Source organism: Pseudomonas fluorescens group sp. PF-69 (genome assembly GCF_054481235.1).
Window position 1 is genome coordinate 2,301,423 of the sequence record NZ_JBTMNC010000001.1, and the last position, 20,521, is coordinate 2,321,943.

The window sequence follows — 20,521 nt, forward strand, 5'->3', positions numbered from 1 at the left end:
TACTGCGCTGGCTCTGTTCTCGAGGAGAACCCCATGTTCACCGGCATTATCGAATCCATCGGCAGTATTCGCGCATTGACCCCAAAAGGCGGAGATGTGCGGGTCCATGTAGAAACCGGCAAGCTCGACCTGAGCGACGTCAAACTGGGCGACAGCATTGCGGTCAACGGCGTGTGCCTGACGGCGGTTGAATTGCCGGGCAACGGCTTTGCGGCCGACGTCAGCCGCGAAACCCTCGACTGCACCGCCATGAATGACCTGAAAAGCGGCAGTCCGGTCAATCTGGAAAAAGCCCTGACTCCGACCACTCGCCTTGGCGGGCATCTGGTCAGCGGGCACGTCGATGGCGTGGGTGAAGTGGTTGCCCGCACCGAGAATGCCCGTGCCGTGGAGTTCCGTATCCGCGCACCGAAAGAACTGGCCAAGTACATCGCCCATAAAGGCTCGATCACCGTCGACGGCACCAGCCTGACCGTGAACGCGGTCGATGGCGCCGAGTTCCTGCTGACGATCATTCCGCACACCTTGAGCGAAACCATCATGGCGTCGTACCAGCCAGGTCGCCGGGTGAATCTGGAAGTGGACTTGCTGGCGCGTTACCTGGAGCGCCTGTTGCTCGGCGACAAGGCCGCAGAGCCTACGGCCGGCAGCACCATTACTGAAAGCTTTCTGGCCGCCAACGGCTACCTCAAATCCTGACTCAAGGGGGTGCCTTGTGGCGCTCAATAGCATCGAAGAACTGGTTGAAGACATCCGCCAAGGCAAGATGGTCATCCTCATGGATGACGAAGACCGCGAGAACGAAGGCGACCTGATCATGGCCGCCGAGTGCTGCAAGCCCGAGCACATCAACTTCATGGCCAAGCACGCCCGTGGCCTGATCTGCATGCCGATGAGCCGCGAGCGCTGCGAGCTGCTGAAGCTGCCGCTGATGGCGCCGCGCAACGGTTCCGGTTTCGGCACCAAGTTCACCGTTTCGATCGAAGCGGCCACCGGCGTGACCACCGGCATCTCCGCCGCCGACCGTGCCCGCACCGTTCAGGCTGCGGCCGCGAAAGACGCCAAGGCTGAAGACATCGTCAGCCCTGGCCACATCTTCCCTCTGATGGCCCAGGCTGGCGGTACGCTGGCTCGCGCCGGCCACACCGAAGCCGCCTGCGACCTGGCGCGCATGGCCGGTTTCGAGCCGAGCGGCGTGATCTGCGAAGTGATGAACGACGACGGCACCATGTCCCGTCGCGCGGAACTCGAAACTTTCGCTGCCGAACACAACATCAAGATCGGCACCATCGCCGACCTGATTCACTACCGGATGATCCACGAACGTACCGTTCAGCGGATTGCCGAGCAGCCGCTGGACAGCGAACTGGGCCAATTCAACCTGGTGACCTATCGTGACTCCGTGGAAGGCGACGTGCACATGGCACTGACCCTGGGCAATGTCTGCGCTGATGAACCGACCCTGGTCCGCGTGCACAACATGGACCCGCTGCGCGACCTGCTGATGGTCAAGCAACCGGGCCGCTGGAGCCTGCGCGCCGCCATGGCTGCGGTTGCCGAGGCCGGCAGCGGCGTGGTGCTGTTGCTCGGTCACCCGCTCGATGGCGACGTGTTGCTGGCGCACATCCGCGAAACAGCAGACCACGCGGCCGTGAAAAAACCGACCACCTACAGCATTGTCGGTGCCGGTTCGCAGATCCTGCGTGACCTCGGTGTGCGCAAAATGCGCCTGATGTCCGCGCCGATGAAATTTAATGCGATATCCGGTTTCGATCTGGAAGTTGTAGAATACGTGCCCTCCGAATAATGACCGGTTGTTTCCGGCCTTGAATTCGCGGTTCAAATATCACTGAGGGGCGCGTAGAAGACGCGTCCCGGCTCTTTAAGAGATCTAACGAATGACCCTGAAGACCATCGAAGGTACCTTCATCGCCCCTAAAGGCCGCTACGCTCTGGTAGTGGGCCGTTTCAACAGCTTCGTCGTTGAAAGCCTGGTCAGCGGTGCAGTTGATGCCCTGGTTCGCCATGGCGTGAGCGAAAGCGACATCACCATCATCCGTGCGCCTGGCGCCTTCGAAATCCCGCTGGTTGCGCAGAAAGTCGCTCAGAAGGGTGAGTTCGCGGCAATCATCGCCCTGGGCGCGGTCATTCGTGGCGGTACTCCGCATTTCGAATACGTGGCGGGCGAATGCACCAAGGGCCTGGCCCAGGTGTCCATGGAGTTCGGCGTTCCGGTTGCCTTCGGCGTCCTGACCGTTGATTCCATCGAGCAAGCCATCGAACGTTCCGGCACCAAGGCCGGTAACAAAGGTGCTGAAGCTGCCCTGTCCGCTCTGGAAATGGTCAGCCTGCTGGCGCAGTTGGAGGCCAAGTGATTAGCGACGAAAGCGATCGTTTCAACCCGCGCGATCCAAAGCCTGCGGATGCCGGCAAGCCATCGAAAAGCGTCAAGCGTCGCGAAGCCCGTCAGCTCGCGACCCAGGCGCTGTACCAATGGCACATGGCCAAACAGTCGCTGAACGAGATCGAAGCGCAGTTTCGGGTCGATAACGATTTCAGCGATGTCGATGGCGCTTACTTCCGCGAGATCCTCCACGGGGTTCCGCAGTTCAAGACCGAAATCGACACCGCACTCAAGCCTTGCCTGGACCTGACCATCGAAGAGCTCGACCCGGTTGAACTGGCGGTTCTGCGTCTGTCCACCTGGGAACTGCTCAAGCGCGTCGACGTACCGTACCGCGTTGTGATCAACGAAGGTATCGAACTGGCCAAGGTCTTCGGTTCCACCGACGGTCACAAGTTCGTCAACGGTGTGCTCGACAAACTGGCCCCGCGTCTGCGTGAAGCTGAAGTGAAGGCGTTCAAGCGCTAACCTGCGCTTGAACAGGATACCCAATGGGTGAGTTTGAGCTGATCCGCAATTTCTTTGCCGCCGCGCCTTGTGCGCAGGGCGGCGAAGGCGTTGACCTCGGGATCGGTGACGATTGCGCCTTGCTGGCTGTTCCCCCGGGGGAGCAGTTGGCGATTTCTACCGATACGCTGGTGGCCGGTGTGCATTTCGCCGACCCTTGCGATCCCTTTCTGCTCGGTCAGCGCTCGCTGGCCGTGGCCGTCAGTGACCTGGCCGCCATGGGCGCCACCCCCATTGCCTTTACCCTTGCCCTGACCTTGCCGACGGTGACTGCCGATTGGTTGCAGGCCTATGCCCGCGGTTTGAACCGGATGGCGCAAAGCTGCGGCGTGGCACTGGTGGGCGGTGACACCACCCGCGGGCCGTTGAGCATGACCATGACCGTGTTCGGGCGCGTACCCAACGGGCTGGCCCTGAGCCGCAGCGGCGCGCAACCGGGCGACTTGTTGTGCGTCGGCGGTGAACTGGGCAATGCCGCTGGCGCCTTGCCCCTGGTGCTCGGCGAGCGCACTGCCGAACCTGCCATCGCCGATCCGCTGCTGGCGCACTATTGGTCGCCGCAACCGCAGTTGGCGCTGGGCCAGGCATTGCGTGGCAAGGCAACGGCGGCGCTGGACATCTCCGACGGCTTGCTCGCTGACTGTGGGCATATTGCGCTGGCCTCGAAGGTCGCCGTTCAGGTCGAGCGCGATCGCTTGCCGTTGTCCGGGGCCCTGGTCGCTTTACTCGGGCAGGCGGGGGCGCAGAACGCGGCCCTCAGCGGTGGCGATGATTATGTATTGGCTTTCACGCTGCCGTCCGTCGAGTTGCCGCCATTGCTGGCCGAAGGCTGGCCGATTCATGTGATCGGGCGGATTGTGGCGGGGCAGGGCGTGACGCTGCTCGATAGCGATGGGCAAGACATCACCCCGCAAACCCGGGGTTATCAACATTTTCGGGAGTCACCGTGACAGATCATCCCAAACAGGTCCCGGCGGAAGTCGTACCGCCGTCGGTCTGGCGCAACCCGTGGCATTTCCTGGCGTTCGGCTTCGGCTCGGGCACCTTGCCAAAGGCCCCCGGTACCTGGGGTTCATTGGTTGCGCTACCCTTTATCCCGTTGTGGCAGATGCTGCCGGACTGGGGTTACTGGCTGATGCTCGGCATCACCATGCTGTTCGGCTTCTGGCTGTGCGGCAAAGTCGCGGACGACTTGCGGGTGCACGACCATGAAGGCATCGTCTGGGACGAAATGGTCGGCATGTGGATCACCCTGTGGCTGGTGCCGGAAGGCTGGCAGTGGTTGCTGGCGGGTTTCCTGATGTTCCGTTTCTTCGATATTCTCAAGCCGTGGCCGATTCGCTGGATCGACCGGCATGTGCACGGTGGCGTCGGGATCATGCTCGATGACGTTTTGGCGGGTGTGTTTGCGTGGCTGGCCATGCAGGGGTTGGTATGGATTTTCGCCTGACCTGACCGTGGAGGTCATGAGGCACCAAGTGGGAGAACTAAGGATGGCTCTACACAGGTTGATGGTAATGGTGCTTGCCGTGTTTTGCTCCCTCGCCCAAGCGCAGGAGGTCGTGGCGCCGCCGTCGGTCATTCACCTGGCCAGCGAAGATTGGGAGGACTATACCGCCGCCGACGGCCATGGGCTGGGCTGGGACGTGCTGCGACAAGTCTTCGAACCGGCAGGCGTCAAGCTCGATATCCGCACTGAACCCTACCTGCGCTCCGTAGGCCTGGCCGAGCGTGGCGAGGTCGACGCCTGTGTCGGTTCCTATCGCGACGAATCCAGCGAGCTGCTCTATCCCCGCTGGAACTTCGATACCGATCACATCTACGCCCTGGGGCTGGCCAGCAGCCCGGTGCCGACCCCGGAAACCCTGGGCAATTATCGGCTGGCGTGGGTTCGTGGCTACGACTACCAGGATTACTTGCCCAATGTGCGTCATTACGACGAAGTCATCCGGCGTACCGGTATCGTGTCGATGCTGACCCACAACCGTGCCGACTTCTATATAGACGCGTTGACCGAGGTCGATTACGTCGTCAGCCGCGCCAAGGATCCATCGCAGTTGCGCCGCACCCATATCGCAGAACTGCCGCTGTATCTGTGCTTCGCCAAGACCCCGCAGGCCCGTACGCTGATGGTGTTGTTTGACCAGCGCATGGAACAACTGGTGAAAAGCGGCGAGCTCAAACCCATCTTCGAACGCTGGAAACAGCCTTATCCGTTTGACGAAAACTGAAGGGCTGACACCTCACGGGAGCGGTGTCGTCAGGGGGCATATCAAACTTTTTGATCGTTATCCCCGATAATTCAGCCTAAGCGTCATCCGGAACCTGCTGTTACAATGCCCGACTGCGAATCTTCAGACTTTTAGATCAGGAGCACACAGGTGCCTGTCGTTTTTGTCGCCGCTTGCAAGCTGCCAACGCCTTTTGCGCAATTCACCATGCATGGCTTCCTCGATGAAGCCACCGGCCGTGAGCACGTTGTCCTGAGCCTGGGCGAGATTGCCGACGGTGCCCCGGTACTGGGCCGGTTGCACTCCGAATGCCTGACGGGCGATGCCTTGTTCAGCCAGCGTTGCGACTGCGGCTCGCAACTCGAAGCCGCGTTGCAGGCGATTGCCCGCGAAGGCCGGGGCGTATTGCTGTACTTGCGTCAGGAAGGCCGTGGCATTGGCCTGCTGAACAAGATCCGCGCCTATGAGCTGCAGGATGGCGGTGCCGACACCGTTGAAGCCAACGAGCGCCTGGGCTTTGCCGCCGACCAGCGCGACTACGCCATGTGCCTGCCGATGCTGGAGCACCTGGGCGTGAAATCCCTGCGTTTGATGACCAACAACCCGCGCAAGGTCAAAGCCTTGACCGAGATGGGCATCGTGGTCGCCGAGCGCGTGCCGTTGCACACCGGTCATAATCCGCACAACAAACTCTACCTGGCGACCAAGGCCAGCAAGCTTGACCACATGATGGGCAATGAACATCAGGGCGAGGTAGACCGGGCGTGACCCGCGGTCAGGTGCGGCGGCGACTGTCCGTCAACTGGTGGCAATACCTGACGCTGGCCTTGTTGCCGCTGTTCGTGATCAACGGCGTGTTCGGCCAGAGCGAAGCGATCTTGCCGGTGCTGGCGATGCCGTTGTTCATCGCCGGTGTGGCTTCGATGTTTGTCAGCCTGAAGTTTTTCGGTGCTTACAAGCACGCCTTGATCGCCACCCAGAAAGCCCTCGATACCCCTGAAGAGCCTGCCGCGTGGATCAGCCTGGCGGCCAAGCGTCGCACAGCCTTCCTTGTCGCCGCCCTGCCGGCATGGATCGGTGCCCTGGCCGTGTTCGTCGGTCTCGAAGCCGTGCCGCTGGTGCTGCTGGGGCTCTCGACCACGGTGCTGTTCTACCTCTACCGCATTCCGCGTCAACTCGGCTGATGCATGCGGCCTGGCTGGCGGTTCTGTTGCTGGCCGTCAGCGGCTCGGTGGCGGCGGTCGAACGGGTCGTCAGTCTCGCGCCATCGCTCTCTGAAATCGTTGTCGAACTGGGTTCAGCCGACCTGCTGGTGGGGGTGCTGGATGCCGGTGAGCGTCCCGCTGAAATCCAGGACTTGCCTTCCGTTGGCCGCTACGGTCAGTTGGATATGGAGCGGCTGCTCAGCCTCAAGCCCGACTTGCTGCTGCTCTGGCCCGGCAGCGTCGGCCCGGCCCAGCGTGAACAACTCAAAGGCTTGAACATCCCGACCTTCGTCGCCGAGCCCCATAACCTGGAACAGCTTGCCGCACAGATCGAGGCGATTGCCGCTCAGCTCGGTCGACCAGAGCGCGGCGCTTCATTGGCCACGGATTTGCGCCGACGACTGGATGAACTGCGTCAGCGCTATCGACGGGATACGCCGTTGCGAGTGTTTTATCAGGTCTGGGACCGACCGCTGTACACCATTGGCGGCGAGCAGATCATCAGTGATGCGCTGGAAGTCTGTGGCGCAGAAAACGTATTTGCCGATCTGAAGTTGCCGGCACCTCAGGTCAGCCTGGAAGCAGTGTTACAGCGCAATCCGCACGTGATTCTGGCTGGCGATCAGGCGCAGCTCGATGCGTGGAAGGCGTGGCCGCAGGTGGCGGCGGTGGCGCAGGGAAAGTTGTTGTTGGTAGAGGATAAAGGGCTGGAGCGGCCGAGCGGCCAGATGATCAACGCGACAGCCAGGCTTTGCCAGTTGATCGCACCTGATCGCTGAGACCGGGGCGCCTGCCATCGCGAGCAAGCTCGCTCCCACATTGGATTGGAGCACACCGCAGATCTCTGTGGGAGCGAGCCTGCTCGCGATGAGGCCAGCCCGAACACCGCTCATTTCAGATCAGATCTGCGGGGTCCACGTCACCCCGAACATCCAGGTTTGGTCTTCCTCTCGATACCCATACTGACTGCCTTCATGGCTGTACAGCACCCGGCTGTAGTCCTTGTCCAGCAGGTTATCGACTTTCAACTCCAGCTTGATCTCGTGATTGAGTTCCCAACTGCTGCGCAACCCCAACAAGGCATAGCCACCCAAGGGTTGTTGATTGTTCAGGTCGTCATAACTTCCGCTCACCGCTTGCCAGCTGGCGCCGAGGCCCAGGCGGTCGAACTGCCGGTCCAGGTCCAGGCTCAAGGTGCGTCGGGCACGCCGCGCCAGGGTATGGCCCGTGTCGCGATCGCGAGGGTCAATGATCGCCACGCCGAGGTTGCTCTGCCAGCCGAACAACTCTTGTTTCAACGCGGCCTCAAAGCCGTTGATCCGTGCCGAAGCCACGTTTTGCGGGCGCGAGTTGCTGCCGAAGATGATCGCGTCTTCCAGGTCCGTGCGGTACAGCGAGGCTTCCAGGCGACTGTCCTGCGTCAACTGGCTGCGCCATTGCAGCTCATAGCTTTTTGATGTTTCGGGTTTCAGGTCGGGGTTGCTGAAGTCCGGGTAATACAGGTCATTGAAGGTCGGTGCACGGAAGCCTTCGCTGTAGCTCAGCAGGACCTCGTTGTCCGGGTTCAGCGGCAGCGTGAAGGTGCCGCTCCAGCTGTTCTGGCCGCCGAACTGCTGATTGTCATCGTGACGCAAGCCCAGCTCGGTGGAGAAGCGGTCTGTCTGGTAGCGGTGCTGGATGAACGCCGCGCGGTTCCAGCGACTGTCTTCGTTGAAGTCCGTGCTGCTGTTGATCCGGTCTTCGTACCAGTCGCCGCCGAGGATCAGGCTGTTGCGCTCGTTGAGCTTCAGATCGTTCTGCCAGGTCAGCGAGTCGCGATAGGTGTTGAACACGCTGCGCTCGTCGCTGAGTTTGTCGAGGGTCTTCTCGCGGTTTTCGCTGTGGCCGAATTCGAGGCGGGTTTTCCAGAGGTCATTCACTCGCGCATCGAGGTAACTGCTGACACTGCTCACGTCGAATTCGCTGTAGGGCTGTTGCTGCACCGACTCGAATGTCGCCAGGTCGAAGCGGCCAAACGGGTTGTCGAACGCGCTTTTGCCACGGTTATCCAGCAGGTTGGCGCCGATTTCGATGTCGTCGGTGAGTGCGTGGCTCAGGCTCAGGCTCAGCGACTTGTTGCGGTATTCATCGTGATCGCCATCGCTGGGATACGACTCGCGGGTGCGGTTGATCCCGGCGGTTTCATCAAGGCTGGTGCCAAGGTTGAAACGGGTGCGTTCATCGCCACCGGACAGGCCGAGGCTGCGCTCCCAGGTCTGGTGGCTGCCAAAGCCCATGTGCAGGCGCGGTTGCAAGCCTTGCTCGCCGCCGCGACGGGTGAAGATCTGGATGACGCCGCCAATCGCATCGCTGCCGTAAATCGCCGAGCGAGAGCCTCGCAGCACTTCCAGGCGCTCGACCTGCTCGATGTTGATGTGTTGCAGGTTGCTGTCACCGGAGGTCGAGTTGCCGATCCGTTGGCCGTCCACCAGCACCAGGCTCTGGGCCGATTGAGTGCCGCGAATGTACACCCCCGGCAAACTGCCACGACCACCGGTTTGCGCCACTTGCACGCCCGGCACTCGACGCAGCAGATCGGTGACGCTGTCCGGTTGCAGGCGGTCGATGTCTTCGCGGGTGAACACGGTGTTGGCGGCGCTGCTGTCATTGCGCGCTTCGACCTGGCGGTTGGCGCTGATCAGCACGTCGGGCAGTTTCAGGGCTTGATCGCGTTCGAAAGTGTCAGCGAGGGTATTGGCGGTGGGTAGCAGAAGCAGGGGCAGGGCGACGCGGGCAAACTTCATTGATAGTCCGAGGGTGCGTTGAGGCAAATACAGTTTTGAGAGCCCACAAAACACTGTGGGAGCGGGCTTGCCCGCGAAGGCGTCGGCACAGCCAACATTGATGTTGGATAAGCCGGCCTCTTCGCGGGCAAGCCCGCTCCCACAGGGAAAGTGTGTTTAGCGGTTAAGCAGCTGCAGCCGTTCGCGGATCGCGGCTTCGATTCCGGCCTCGTCCAATCCACACTCGGCCAGCATTTGCGCAGGCTTGGCGTGTTCGACGTAAGTGTCCGGCAAGCCCAGGTGCAGCATCGACTTGAGGATGTTTTCCCGGGCAAGGAACTCGCTGACCGCGCCGCCGGCGCCGCCCATGATCGCGTTTTCCTCGACGGTCACCAGCAGCTCATGGCTGGCGGCGATTTCCCGGACCAGTGCTTCGTCCAGTGGTTTGACGAAACGCATGTCGACCACGGTGGCGTCCAGCGTCTCGGCGACTTTCAGCGCCTCGGCCAGTTGCACGCCAAACACCAGCAGGGCGACGTTGCGGCCTTGACGGCGAACCACGCCCTTGCCGATTTCGATCGGTTCGAGGTTCTTCTCGATGGTTGCATTCGGGCCGGTGCCACGCGGGTAGCGCACAGCCGCCGGACCTTCGTACAGATGGCCGGTGGTGAGCATTTTGCGCAGCTCGTTTTCGTCGCTCGGGGTCATCACCAGCATGCCGGGGATGCAGCGCAGGAACGACAGGTCGAAGCTGCCGGCGTGCGTCGGGCCGTCTTCGCCCACCAGACCTGCACGGTCAATGGCGAACAATACGTCGAGGTTCTGCACTGCCACGTCATGGATCAGCTGGTCGTAGCCGCGCTGCAGGAAGGTCGAATAAATCGCCACCACCGGTTTCGCGCCTTCGCAGGCCATACCGGCGGCAAGGGTCACGGCGTGCTGCTCGGCAATCGCCACGTCGAAGTAGCGCAGCGGGAAGCGCTCGCTGAAGGCCACCAGGTCGGAGCCTTCCTTCATCGCCGGGGTAATGCCCACCAGGCGCGGGTCGGCCGCGGCCATGTCGCACAGCCATTCGCCGAACACACCGGAATACTTCGGCCCGCTGGCCTTTTTCGGCGCAGCGGCAGGGGCGTCCAGCGGTTCGAGCTTGGTGATCGCGTGGTAGCCGATCGGATCGACTTCAGCAGGCGCGAAGCCCTTGCCCTTCTTGGTGACGATGTGCAGGAACTGCGGGCCTTTCAGATCGCGCATGTTGCGCAGGGTGGCGATCAGGGTCGGCAGGTCGTGGCCATCGATCGGGCCGATGTAGTTCCAGCCCAGCTCTTCGAACAGGGTGCCGGGGACCAGCATGCCTTTTGCGTATTCTTCGGTGCGCCGGGCGATTTCCCAGGCGCCGGGCAGACGCGACAGTACTTTCTTGCTGCCTTCGCGCATGCTGGCGTAGGTGCGGCTGGACAGGATCTTCGCCAGATAGTTGGACAAGCCACCGACGTTGCGCGAGATCGACATGTCGTTGTCGTTGAGGATCACCAGCATGTCGGCGTTCACTTCCGGCGCGTGGTTCAGCGCTTCGAACGCCATGCCGGCGGTCAAGGCGCCGTCGCCGATCACCGCGATGGCCTTGCGATCATTGTTTTGCAGGCGGGAGGCAATCGCCATGCCCAGCGCTGCGCTGATCGAGGTGCTCGAGTGACCGACGCCAAAGGTGTCGTATTCGCTCTCGGAGCGGCGCGGGAAGGCGGCGATGCCGTCCTTCTGGCGCAGGGTGCCCATGCGCTCGCGACGACCGGTGAGGATCTTGTGCGGATAAGCCTGATGACCCACGTCCCACACCAGCCGGTCGTCCGGGGTGTCGAAGACGTAATGCAACGCGATGGTCAGCTCGATCACGCCCAGGCCGGCGCCGAAATGCCCACCGGTCTGACCGACCGTGTAGAGCAATTCCAGGCGCAACTCATCGGCCAGGGTTTCCAGCTCGGCTTCGCCTAACCGGCGCAGGCCGTCCGGCGTGTTCGCGCGGTCGAGCAGGGGCGTGGTTGGGCGCTTGCGGGGAATCTCATGAAACGTCGTGGGCATCAGGCGAATCGTTATAGGTATAAAAGATGCGGCAGTTTACCTGATGGATCGCACCCTGCCCACGCATAGGTCCCTTTTGGCGGATACGCCTTTAGTTGCGGCGCTCGACGATGTAACGGGCCAGATCGCGCAACGGTTCGGCCGCTGCGTCAAACGGTCGCATCGCGTGCAGGGCCAGATCGCGCAATTCCAGGGCGTAGGCCTTGGCGGCGTCGAGGCCGAGCAGGGCCGGGTAGGTCGGCTTGTCGCGGGCAATGTCGGCGCCCTGGCGTTTGCCGAGGGTTTCGGTATCGCTTTCGACGTCGAGAATGTCGTCCTGGACCTGAAATGCCAGACCAACGGCCTGTGCATAAGTCTGCAGGGACTTCAGTTCGTCCTTCTGCGCGTGCCCACTGGCCAGGGCACCGAGCTTGACGCTGACTTCGATCAGCGCACCGGTCTTGTGCCGGTGCATGTATTCGAGGGCCTTCTGATCGAGCTTGAGACCGACCGAACCCAGGTCGATGGCCTGACCGCCGACCATGCCCGCCGGGCCTGCGGCCAATGCCAGGGCGCTGACCATCTGCAGGCGGATTTCCGCGTCTGCGCCGTTCAGGCGCGGGTCGAGCAGGGCGCTGAAAGCCAGACTCTGCAAGCCGTCGCCGGCGAGGATCGCGCAGGCTTCATCGAATTTCTTGTGAGTGGTGGGCTGGCCGCGGCGCAGGTCGTCGTCGTCCATGGCCGGCAAATCGTCGTGCACCAGCGAGTAGGCGTGGATCAGCTCCACCGCGCAGGCCGCGCCGTTGGCTTGCTCGGCCTTGCCACCCAATGCTTCACACGCGGCGTAGGCCAGCAGCGGGCGCACACGCTTGCCGCCGTTCATCACGCTGTAGCGCATGGCTTCGTAGAGACGCGCCAGCTCAGGGCCGGGCGCGATGAACAGGGTTTCCAGGGCCGCATTGACCCGGGCCTGGCTGGTCGCCGAATACGCTGCAATCATTCTGGTTGATCCACGTCGAAGGGTTCCTCGGCCAACTCGCCATCACGCTCGAGCAGCACCTGCACCTTTTGCTCGGCCTGGGCCAGCGCCGCCTGGCAATCGCGGGTCAGACCGATGCCCTGCTCGAAAGCGGTCAGCGAGTCTTCCAGCGACAATTCACCATTCTCCAGACGCTCGACCAGCGTTTGCAGGTCAGCGAGGGATTGTTCGAAATCCAGTGCAGCTTTTTTGCGGGCCATGGCGGCGAGTTCCGGTTGACGTTAAACCGGCGCGACACTAGCAGACATGGGGTTTATGGGCAAATGAGCGGGGCATTTGGCGACTGCTTCGCGGCCAAGCGAGAGCGAGCTCCCCGGCCACAAGTGGATGGTGGCGCAGACTTGGGGATTATTCGGCTCATAAAATGAGCCGAATAGAAGCGTTATTCGGCTCACCGTCCACTCACCCGCGTGATTTGCGCCGCATTTTCAGAGGGAGCTGATTGTTAGAAGCGGCCACGGCGGTTAACCTTCGCGCCCAATACGACCCGACAGTCACGGGTCTTTCAGACGAAACGCAGTATCAACCTCTGTAACGCGCCGAGGATCGGGCGCAAGGTTTCGTCATGCATGGCAGGAGGCATCACATGCGTTCGATTCTTTTGCTGCTGGTTGGATGGCTCTGTGCGCCGGTACTCCTGGCCGCGCCGAGCGCCGAGGTGTCGGAACCCGTGGGCGGTTGGCGCTACAACGGTTTGCTCGACCGTACGGAACATCCGCAAGTGGCCTATCCCACGCCGCCCATCGACCGGGGTGTGCAGCGCAATCGCACGATGATCGAGGGCCAGCTCAAGGCCATCGGCACGCAACGCGGCCCCCACACCCTGGCGGTCAACGGCAATCCGTTGAACCTGTACACCGACGATCAGGGGCGTTTCGCCCGGCCCTATGCGTTCGGCGCCGGCTCCAACAGTGTCGAAGTGCGCAGTGCCGAAGGCCAGTCGCTCAAGCGCGTTCAATTCTATGAAGCCAACAACCTGCGCACCCCGGCGCGGATTCGGGTGGTACTCGGTTGGGATGACCCGAAGGCCGAGCTCGACCTGCACATCATTACTCCCGATGGCCAGCACGCGTTCTGGGCTCATTCGGCGCTGACCAATGGCGGCGGCCTCGACCCGGATGGCGTCGACGGTCCCGGCCCGGAAATGTTCACCATGACGGCGCCGCTGCATGGCACCTATCTGGTTTACGTCAACTATTGGGGCAACTTCGGCAGTGGCGGCTATAACTTCGATGAGGCCAGCAACCAGAACGAGGTGATCACCTCGCAGATCAATCTGGTGCTCAACGAAAACACCGTCGACGAAAAACGCGAGACCTTCATCGTGCCCTTGCGTGCGATCGGCGACCTGCTGCTGGTCAAGACTTTCAACTATTAAGCATCCCGCACCACGGATGAATTGGGTTTTGTGAAATGAGTGAAAACATTGTGTCTCCAGCCGCCGATGCATCGGCCGCCAAACCTTCCCGGCGCTGGCCGGCGCTATTGCTTGGGTTGGGCCTGGTAGCCGTTGTGGCGGGCGGGGTGGGATGGTTCCTGCACAAGCCCAAGGCCCCCGCGCCCGTATTGGCCAGCGACAAGCTGGGCATGAGCCGGCCGGATGGCCTGCTGGAAACCCGTTCCTTGAGCCAATTGCCCAAGGATCTGTTGGCGGTGCCGTTCCTCAAGGAAACCCTCACCGAAGATTTCGTCTTCTATTACGAAACCCACGCTGATCGCCTCGGGCTGATCGGCAGTCTGCGGCGGATCATTTACGAGCATGACCTGAAGTTGCAGGACAGCCTGATCGAGCAGCTCTTCGATCAACCCGCCGACGTGGCGCTGTGGCGGGGGGCGGATGGTCGGCTCAAGGATTTCCTGCTGGTGATGGATCGCGGCGGACTGGCCAAGGTGCTCGAGCCGCTGGCGAAGGTCGCGCTGGATGATTCACAGCTGAGCAAAATCGCCGATGTGAAAGTCGGCAACGACGATGTGGCGCTCTATCAGCTCACCTACAACGCCAGCAAGGCGCTGCTGTTTGCCTCCCATGGCGACAAACTGGTGGTGCTGTCCAACCCGTCGAAACTCTACGATCCGCAAAGTGGCCAGGCCGAGGAGCCGGGGAGTGTCTCGACAGCCGCCATCGCCGCGTTGCTCAACGGTGACAAACTGTTCCCCGAAGCGTTCGGCCTGCCGCCGCGCGCGCCCGAAGTGAAGCAGCGCCTGTCGGTCAACGCCAGTGTGCTGGCGATGGGTTACCAGCGTTTCATCCCCAACTTCGCCGGTCTGCGGTTCGACATGGACGACAAGGGCTGGCACAGCTTCCTCGCCATGGATGAACTGGACGACCAGCCGGGCTTCGATTTCAAACCGATCTGGCAAGCCATGCCCATGGGCGCCAGCGCTTGCGTGGCCTTGCCGCTGGCGGCGGAACAGCAGCAACCGCTGCTGGTGAAACTCGGTGCTGATGAACCCACGGCCAAGGCGCTGACCGAACACATGGCCGGCGTGGCCGGCCTGTGCTGGTACGCCGATTCGCGGCTGTACACGCCGCTGCTGGTGGCCGGTTTGAGCGACAAGGACAGTGCCCGACTCGACGGTGATCTGGGCAAACTGTTCGGCTCGATGGTCGGTGCCTACGAAGGCAAGGTCGATGATCACGCGTTCCCGGTGGTCGAAAAGCAGGAGGGCCAGAGCCATCAGTGGCAGCGCCAGGTCAGCTCAAACTTCGGTCCGTACGCGGCCAAGGACGCCGAAGACCCGGACGCGATCACCGGCAAGGCTTTCATGCGCGTCAGCCTGGCGCGTCACGGTTCGACGCTGCTGTTCTCCCTCGACGACAAACTGGTGGACAAGGCGCTCGGCACCCTCGACAAGCGCTTCCCGCCGATGGCTGACGTGGTGCCGAAAGACCGGCTGATGCCGGTCTATTTCGGTCCGGATGCGATGGCCCAGCTGATGCAGCAGGAAACCCTCGACAGCCTGCCCCAGGACATGGAACCGGTGTTCTACAACGCCGCGCAAACCTACCTGATCCCGAAACTGCGCAAGCTCGGCGGTTACGGCAAGTACGCGCTGACCTTGCCTGAAGGCAGCGAACCCGACGGCCACTGGCAATGGCTGCCACTGGAATGGAAAGCGCTGTGACCGGACTGATCCGAAGCCTTGGCCTGCTCGCGCTGTTGCTGAGCGCGGGTGCCCGGGCCGTCGAAACCCCGGCGCTCGACCCGCAGCAATCCCAGGTGTTCCGCGCCTGGTTCGTGCGCATCGCCCAGGAGCAACTGAGCCAGGGCCCGAGCCCGCGCTGGTATCAGCAGGACTGCGCCGGGCTGGTGCGCTTCGCTGCCAACGAAGCACTGAAAGTCCATGACGATAAATGGCTGCGCAGCAATGGCCTGTCCAACCGCTACCTGCCGCCGGAACTGCAACTGAGCGACGCCCAGCGCGGCCTCGCCCAGCAGTGGCAGCAGGGTGGCGGCAAGGTCGGGCCGTACGTCAACGCGATCAAGCTGATTCAGTTCAACAGCCATCTGGTCGGCCGTGATGTGGCCCAGGCGCGTCCCGGCGACCTGATGTTTTTCGATCAGGGCGACGACCAGCACCTGATGATCTGGATGGGTCGCTACATCGCCTATCACACCGGCACCACCACACCCACTGACAACGGCATGCGCTCCGCAAGCCTGCAACAACTCATGACATGGAAGGACACCCGATGGATACCCGATGCAGCCAACCCCAACTTCATCGGCGTTTATCGACTGAATTTTCTCTCCCAATGATCGGTGCCCGCATGTTGCGTTTTCTGCCCTTGCTGTTGGTCTTGATGCTGCCTTTTTCGCGGGTGAATGCCGAAGACACCGTCGAGCCGAGTGGCTATGCGCCGGTAGCCGGTGAGAGTTTCTTTTTGCTGGCGGACAGCAGTTTCGCCAGCGATGAACAGGCGATGGTGCGTCTCGAAGCACCGGGCCGCGACTATCGCCGGTTCCGCATGGAACCCTACGGCGGCGCCGACATCCGCGTGTATCGCATCGACAAGCCGCTGGATTTCCTCAAGCGCCAGAAGAACCTGCACCGGGTGGTCAGCGACGGTCAGTTCAAGGGCGAAGGCCTGTCCAACACCTTGGCGTACCTGTGGGATAGCTGGTACCGCAAGTCCCGCCGGGTGATGCAGCGGGCGTTTTCCTACGAGTCGCGTAAACACGTCACCGAAGAAGTGCCGGAACTGAAGATGGGCAACGCCATGGCCGCGCCAACGCCCTACGACGCCCAACCGCAATTCGCGTTGATTCCGGGGCTGCCAGTGGTCAGCCAGTTCCGCTACCCGCTGTGGCAGGCCAAGCCGATCCAGCCACCGCAAGGGGTGAACCTCGCGGGCTCCTCCAGTGAATTCGTCAGCGTCGCGCCGGGCAACGTCTATATCCCGTTGGGCAACCTGAAACCGGGCCTGTATCTGGTGGAAGCGCTGATCGGCAAGTACCGGGCGACCACCATGGTCTTCGTTTCCAATACCGTGGCCGTGAGCAAGATCGCTGGCGATGAATTGCTGGTGTGGGCGGCGCGCAAACACGAAGGCAGTTCGGTGCCCAAGGTCAGTGTGTTGTGGACCGACGGCCTCGGCGTGATGAGCAGCGGTACCACCGATGCCGAGGGTCTGCTGCGCTTGAAGCACGTCAGCCCCGAGCGTTCGTTCGTGATAGGTGAAGACGAAGAGGGCGGCGTTTTCGTCTCGGAAAACTTCTACTACGACAGTGAAATCTACGACACCAAACTCTATGCCTTCACCGACCGGCCGCTGTACCGGCCAGGGGACTGGGTGTCGCTGAAGATCGTCGGGCGCGAGTTCAAGAACGCCCGGGACTCGGTGCAACCCAGTGCCGCTGATGTCAATGTGACGGTGCTGGATGCGACGGGAACGGCGTTGCAAACACTGGACTTGAAACTCGATTCCAAGGCCGGCACCCAAGGCCGTTTCCAGTTGCCTGACAACGCCGTGGCCGGTGGTTATGAGCTGCGTTTCAATTACAAGGATCAAGCCTACAGCAGCGCCTTCCGGGTCGCCGAGTACATCAAGCCGCACTTCGAGATTTCACTGAACCTGGCCAAGCAGGACTACCGCACCGGCGAAGCGGTCAAGGGCAGCCTGGTGCTGCTGTATCCCGACGGCAAACCGGTGGCCAATGCCAAACTGAGCCTGAGCCTGCGTGCTCAGCAGCTGTCGATGGTCGACAACGCGCTGCAATACCTCGGGCAATTCCCGGTGGAGCTGACCAGCACCGAACTGACCACCGACGCCAAGGGCAACGCCACCCTCGACCTGCCGGCCGCAGAAAAGCCGAGTCGCTACATGCTCACCGTGTTCGCCAGTGATGGCGCGGCGTACCGGGTCAAGACCACCAAGGAAATCCTCATCGATCGCGGTGCGGCAAACTTCCGCCTCAGCGCGCCGCAGCGTTTCAGCGCGGTGGGCGACAAGGTGGTATTCAGCTACGCCAATGAAAACGAGCAGAGCCAAGCGGTCACGCCGAGCAGTTATGGCTGGGTCCGCCTGGAGGACCAGAGCACCGGCGAAGGCAAACTGGCGGCCACCGACAAGGGGTTCACCCTGGCCTTCGAGCGCCCTGGCACCTACAACCTGACACTGCGGGATGACCACGGCCGAACCCTCGGCGCCACTGGTCATTCGGTCACCGGCGAGGGCGTCAAAGCGGTGCCGGGGACCGTTGAAATCGTCCTCGACAAACCCGAGTACAAGGCCGGCGACGAAGCGCTGGCACTGATGACCTTCCCCGAGCCGATCAGTGATGCACTGCTGTCGCTGGAGCGCGACAAGGTCGAGGCCACGGCGTTGCTGTCCAGGGGCGGTGACTGGCTGAAGTTGGAAAAACTCAGCGACACCCAATACCGCGCGCGCATTGCGGTGAAGGACAGCTTTGCGCCGAACCTGACGTTCTCGGTGCTGTACACCAAGGGCGGTCAGTACAGTTTCCAGAACGCCGGTATCAAGGTGGTTGCGCCGCAGATAGACGTGGCCATCGCCACCGATAAAGACACCTATCAACCCGGCGATACCGTGTCGGTGGACCTGACCACCCAGTTCGCCGGCAAGCCGATCCCGGCGCACCTGACGGTCAGCGTGGTCGACGAAATGGTCTACGCCTTGCAGCCGGAAGTGGCGCCGAGCATCGACCAGTTTTTCTATCACCCGCGGCGCAACAACGTGCGCACCAGCGCCAGCCTGTCATTCATCAGCTACGACGTGGCGTTGCCGGGCAGCCCCGGCGCGCCGGGCAAGGCCAACCGTAGCGAGCGCGGTGTGAAGGTGCTGGAGCGGCCACGTCGCGAAGACGTCGACACCGCCGCGTGGCAACCGGAGCTGGTGACCGACGCCAGTGGCAAAACCCGCTTCACCTTCAAGATGCCGGACTCGCTGACCCGCTGGCGTATCACCGCCCGGGCCATCGCCGATGACGGTCAGGTCGGGCAGAAGAAGCAGTTCGTGCGCTCTGAGAAACCGCTGTACCTGAAGTGGAGCGGGCCGAGCACATTCCGCACGGGCGATAAGCCGGATCTCGGCGTGTTCGCGTTCAGCCAGGCAGAAAAACCGGTCAAGGCCGAGCTGGTGATTCATTACGCGGGCAACGAGCAGCGTGTGCCAGTGACCCTGAGCAACGGCATCAACTACATCGCGTTGCCGGCGTTCTCATTGGCCATTGGCGAGTGGACCGCCGAGCTGGTGCAGGATGGCAAAACCGCTGATGCCTTGGCTGTGCGCCTGACCGCCACGGGTGAAGGTTGGCAGGTCACGCAGAGCCAAAGCCTGGACGTGACCGTCGGCGATACGCCGCTGACACTGCCGGCGGACGCCACGGATATTCGCCTGCGCCTGGATGACAGCCCGCAAGCGCTGTTCCGCTCGGCGTTGGATGATCTGCTGAGCTACCCCTATGGCGGCGTCGAACAAACCGCCAGTCGCTTGCTGCCTCTGAGCATGGCCTATCCGAGCCTGACGTCGAACCCGCAGGTCCGCGACCGCTTGCGCCTGATCATGCAGAACAGCCGCTTGCGTCTGGTGCAAATGGCCGGGCCGTCGGCGAGTTTCACCTGGTGGGGCATGGACGGCGAGCCGGACGCGTTCCTCACCGCCTACGCTTATTACGCCGACTGGCACGCCAGCAAAGTGCTGGAACTGAGCCTGCCGCCGGAGCACTGGCAGCGGGTGTTGGAGGTCTATTCGAAGCAGGCGAAGAACACGCCGCTGTTGCAGCGAGCGCTGATTCTGTCGTTCGCCAAACAGATGCAATTGCCGGTGAACACCTTGCTCGGCGGTTTGATGGATGACCTGGCGAAAGCGGGCGAGGGCAATGCCGCGAACCTGATGGACGATGGCGAAGACAGCATTGTCATGAGCGATCCGGATTCGGCGCTGGGCCTGGCCGCCGCCCGGGCGTTGACGGCGTCGTTGGCCAAGCAATCGAAGGTCACCGTGCCCGACGCTTTCAACCGGCAACTGGCGGATGCACAGCAGCGCCTGGCCGTCAGTTCCCAGCCGTTTGCCGAAGCCCTGAGCCTGTCGCTGCAAGCCTTCGATCAGGCCCGCGCGCAAGCGTTGCTGCAGCGATTGCTGCCCCAGCAATCGACCCTGGAACGGGCCTTGGCGCTGACCTGGCTGCAGCGCAGTATCGAACAGGCTTCACCTACCATTGCCTTGGCACCGGGTGAAGGCTGGAAGAAAAAATACGGTGATACCGGTGAGGTGTATTGGACGTGGCAGGGGGCTACACCGGTGCCGACGGTGTTGTCGTTAAGCGGCACCCAGGAGCGCCCATTGCGGGCGGCGTTGAGCTTCCGAAGCCAGCAACCCACCGTCGATCCAATGGCCGTGACCATCACCCGTCGCCTGTCTCGGCTGGTGCCGGGGGATGAAGCGTTCACCTTCAAACTGGAAGCGGTCGGCAACGCGCCGTTGTCCAGCGACAACCTGTACCTGGACGAAGTGATCCTCACCAGCAAAGCCGCCAAACCGCTGCGCTACGGCATGCTCGAAGTGCCGTTGCCACCGGGCGCCGATGTTGAGCGCACTACCTGGGGCATCAAGTTGATGGGCAAGGCCGGCACCGAGCCGACGGCACTGGAAAAGGCCCGTTTCGAACCGGGGCAACTGGCCTATGCCGTGCCGGTCGATGCGCTGAGCGGCGAACTGCGCCTGCGTCATCTGGTGCGCTTCTCGCAGAAAGGCCAATTCAACCTGCCGCCGGCGCGCTTCACTCAGGTGTATGCGCCACAGCATCAGGCTCAAGAGCAGAAACCGGCGCTCGGTCAGGTCACGGTCCACTGAC

General features: G+C 62.3%; 18 protein-coding genes. 14 read left to right on the forward strand and 4 right to left on the reverse strand.

The window, feature by feature from the left end; all coding sequences use genetic code 11:
- Positions 1-33: 33 nt before the first annotated feature.
- From ACX3YF_RS10615 to ACX3YF_RS10660, 10 genes are all read left to right on the forward strand, one after another.
- Positions 34-699: a riboflavin synthase gene (locus tag ACX3YF_RS10615; protein ID WP_008059524.1), complete on the forward strand. Its 666-nt coding sequence runs from the start codon at positions 34-36 to the stop codon at positions 697-699.
- Positions 700-715: 16 nt separating this feature from the next.
- A complete protein-coding gene (gene ribBA / locus ACX3YF_RS10620) occupies positions 716-1,807 on the forward strand; it encodes a bifunctional 3,4-dihydroxy-2-butanone-4-phosphate synthase/GTP cyclohydrolase II (protein ID WP_130209764.1) in 1,092 nt (363 codons plus the stop codon).
- A 91-nt stretch (positions 1,808-1,898) separates the two neighbouring features.
- Positions 1,899-2,375, forward strand: coding sequence for a 6,7-dimethyl-8-ribityllumazine synthase (ribH, locus tag ACX3YF_RS10625; protein WP_003228649.1), 477 nt, complete (start codon positions 1,899-1,901; stop codon positions 2,373-2,375).
- Entirely contained in the window at positions 2,372-2,872 is a 501-nt protein-coding gene (gene nusB / locus ACX3YF_RS10630) for a transcription antitermination factor NusB (RefSeq protein ID WP_103403407.1), read from the forward strand. The genes ribH and nusB overlap by 4 nt, the downstream gene beginning before the upstream one ends.
- Before the next feature lie 23 nt (positions 2,873-2,895).
- Positions 2,896-3,861: a thiamine-phosphate kinase gene (thiL, locus tag ACX3YF_RS10635; protein WP_130209765.1), complete on the forward strand. Its 966-nt coding sequence runs from the start codon at positions 2,896-2,898 to the stop codon at positions 3,859-3,861.
- Positions 3,858-4,361, forward strand: a complete 504-nt coding sequence (locus tag ACX3YF_RS10640; protein WP_047533863.1) for a phosphatidylglycerophosphatase A family protein — start codon at positions 3,858-3,860, stop codon at positions 4,359-4,361. Before thiL ends, ACX3YF_RS10640 begins: the two co-directional genes overlap by 4 nt.
- Before the next feature lie 43 nt (positions 4,362-4,404).
- A complete protein-coding gene (locus ACX3YF_RS10645; RefSeq protein ID WP_130209767.1) occupies positions 4,405-5,142 on the forward strand; it encodes a substrate-binding periplasmic protein in 738 nt (245 codons plus the stop codon).
- A 150-nt stretch (positions 5,143-5,292) separates the two neighbouring features.
- Entirely contained in the window at positions 5,293-5,910 is a 618-nt protein-coding gene (gene ribA, locus ACX3YF_RS10650; protein WP_047533858.1) for a GTP cyclohydrolase II, read from the forward strand.
- Entirely contained in the window at positions 5,907-6,326 is a 420-nt protein-coding gene (locus ACX3YF_RS10655; RefSeq protein ID WP_458944243.1) for an MFS transporter, read from the forward strand. The genes ribA and ACX3YF_RS10655 overlap by 4 nt, the downstream gene beginning before the upstream one ends.
- Positions 6,326-7,126, forward strand: a complete 801-nt coding sequence (locus tag ACX3YF_RS10660; RefSeq protein WP_458944244.1) for a cobalamin-binding protein — start codon at positions 6,326-6,328, stop codon at positions 7,124-7,126. The genes ACX3YF_RS10655 and ACX3YF_RS10660 overlap by 1 nt, the downstream gene beginning before the upstream one ends.
- Before the next feature lie 120 nt (positions 7,127-7,246).
- Here the strand turns inward: ACX3YF_RS10660 and ACX3YF_RS10665 are convergent, their stop codons facing one another.
- The 4 genes from ACX3YF_RS10665 to ACX3YF_RS10680 all read right to left on the reverse strand — a co-directional run bounded on the left by ACX3YF_RS10665 (position 7,247) and on the right by ACX3YF_RS10680 (position 12,403).
- Complete coding sequence (locus tag ACX3YF_RS10665; protein WP_458973715.1) at positions 7,247-9,130, reverse strand: TonB-dependent receptor domain-containing protein; 1,884 nt, start codon at positions 9,128-9,130, stop codon at positions 7,247-7,249.
- Positions 9,131-9,286: 156 nt separating this feature from the next.
- Positions 9,287-11,185, reverse strand: coding sequence for a 1-deoxy-D-xylulose-5-phosphate synthase (dxs, locus tag ACX3YF_RS10670; protein WP_448647465.1), 1,899 nt, complete (start codon positions 11,183-11,185; stop codon positions 9,287-9,289).
- Positions 11,186-11,276: 91 nt separating this feature from the next.
- A complete protein-coding gene (locus ACX3YF_RS10675; RefSeq protein WP_458944246.1) occupies positions 11,277-12,164 on the reverse strand; it encodes a polyprenyl synthetase family protein in 888 nt (295 codons plus the stop codon).
- Entirely contained in the window at positions 12,161-12,403 is a 243-nt protein-coding gene (locus ACX3YF_RS10680) for an exodeoxyribonuclease VII small subunit (RefSeq protein WP_458973716.1), read from the reverse strand. Before ACX3YF_RS10680 ends, ACX3YF_RS10675 begins: the two co-directional genes overlap by 4 nt.
- A 386-nt stretch (positions 12,404-12,789) precedes the next feature.
- Between ACX3YF_RS10680 and ACX3YF_RS10685 the strand changes: the two genes are divergently transcribed.
- The 4 genes from ACX3YF_RS10685 to ACX3YF_RS10700 are packed head-to-tail and all read left to right on the forward strand — an operon-like array spanning position 12,790 to position 20,520.
- The gene (locus tag ACX3YF_RS10685; RefSeq protein ID WP_130209777.1) at positions 12,790-13,581 is read left to right on the forward strand and encodes a YfaP family protein; all 792 of its coding nucleotides are present in this window, start codon (positions 12,790-12,792) and stop codon (positions 13,579-13,581) included.
- Positions 13,582-13,616: 35 nt separating this feature from the next.
- Complete coding sequence (locus ACX3YF_RS10690; RefSeq protein ID WP_458973717.1) at positions 13,617-15,329, forward strand: DUF2138 domain-containing protein; 1,713 nt, start codon at positions 13,617-13,619, stop codon at positions 15,327-15,329.
- The gene (locus ACX3YF_RS10695; RefSeq protein WP_130209795.1) at positions 15,314-15,964 is read left to right on the forward strand and encodes a DUF1175 domain-containing protein; all 651 of its coding nucleotides are present in this window, start codon (positions 15,314-15,316) and stop codon (positions 15,962-15,964) included. The genes ACX3YF_RS10690 and ACX3YF_RS10695 overlap by 16 nt, the downstream gene beginning before the upstream one ends.
- Positions 15,961-20,520, forward strand: a complete 4,560-nt coding sequence (locus ACX3YF_RS10700) for an alpha-2-macroglobulin family protein (protein WP_458973718.1) — start codon at positions 15,961-15,963, stop codon at positions 20,518-20,520. Before ACX3YF_RS10695 ends, ACX3YF_RS10700 begins: the two co-directional genes overlap by 4 nt.
- The last annotated feature ends 1 nt before the right edge of the window (position 20,521 follow it).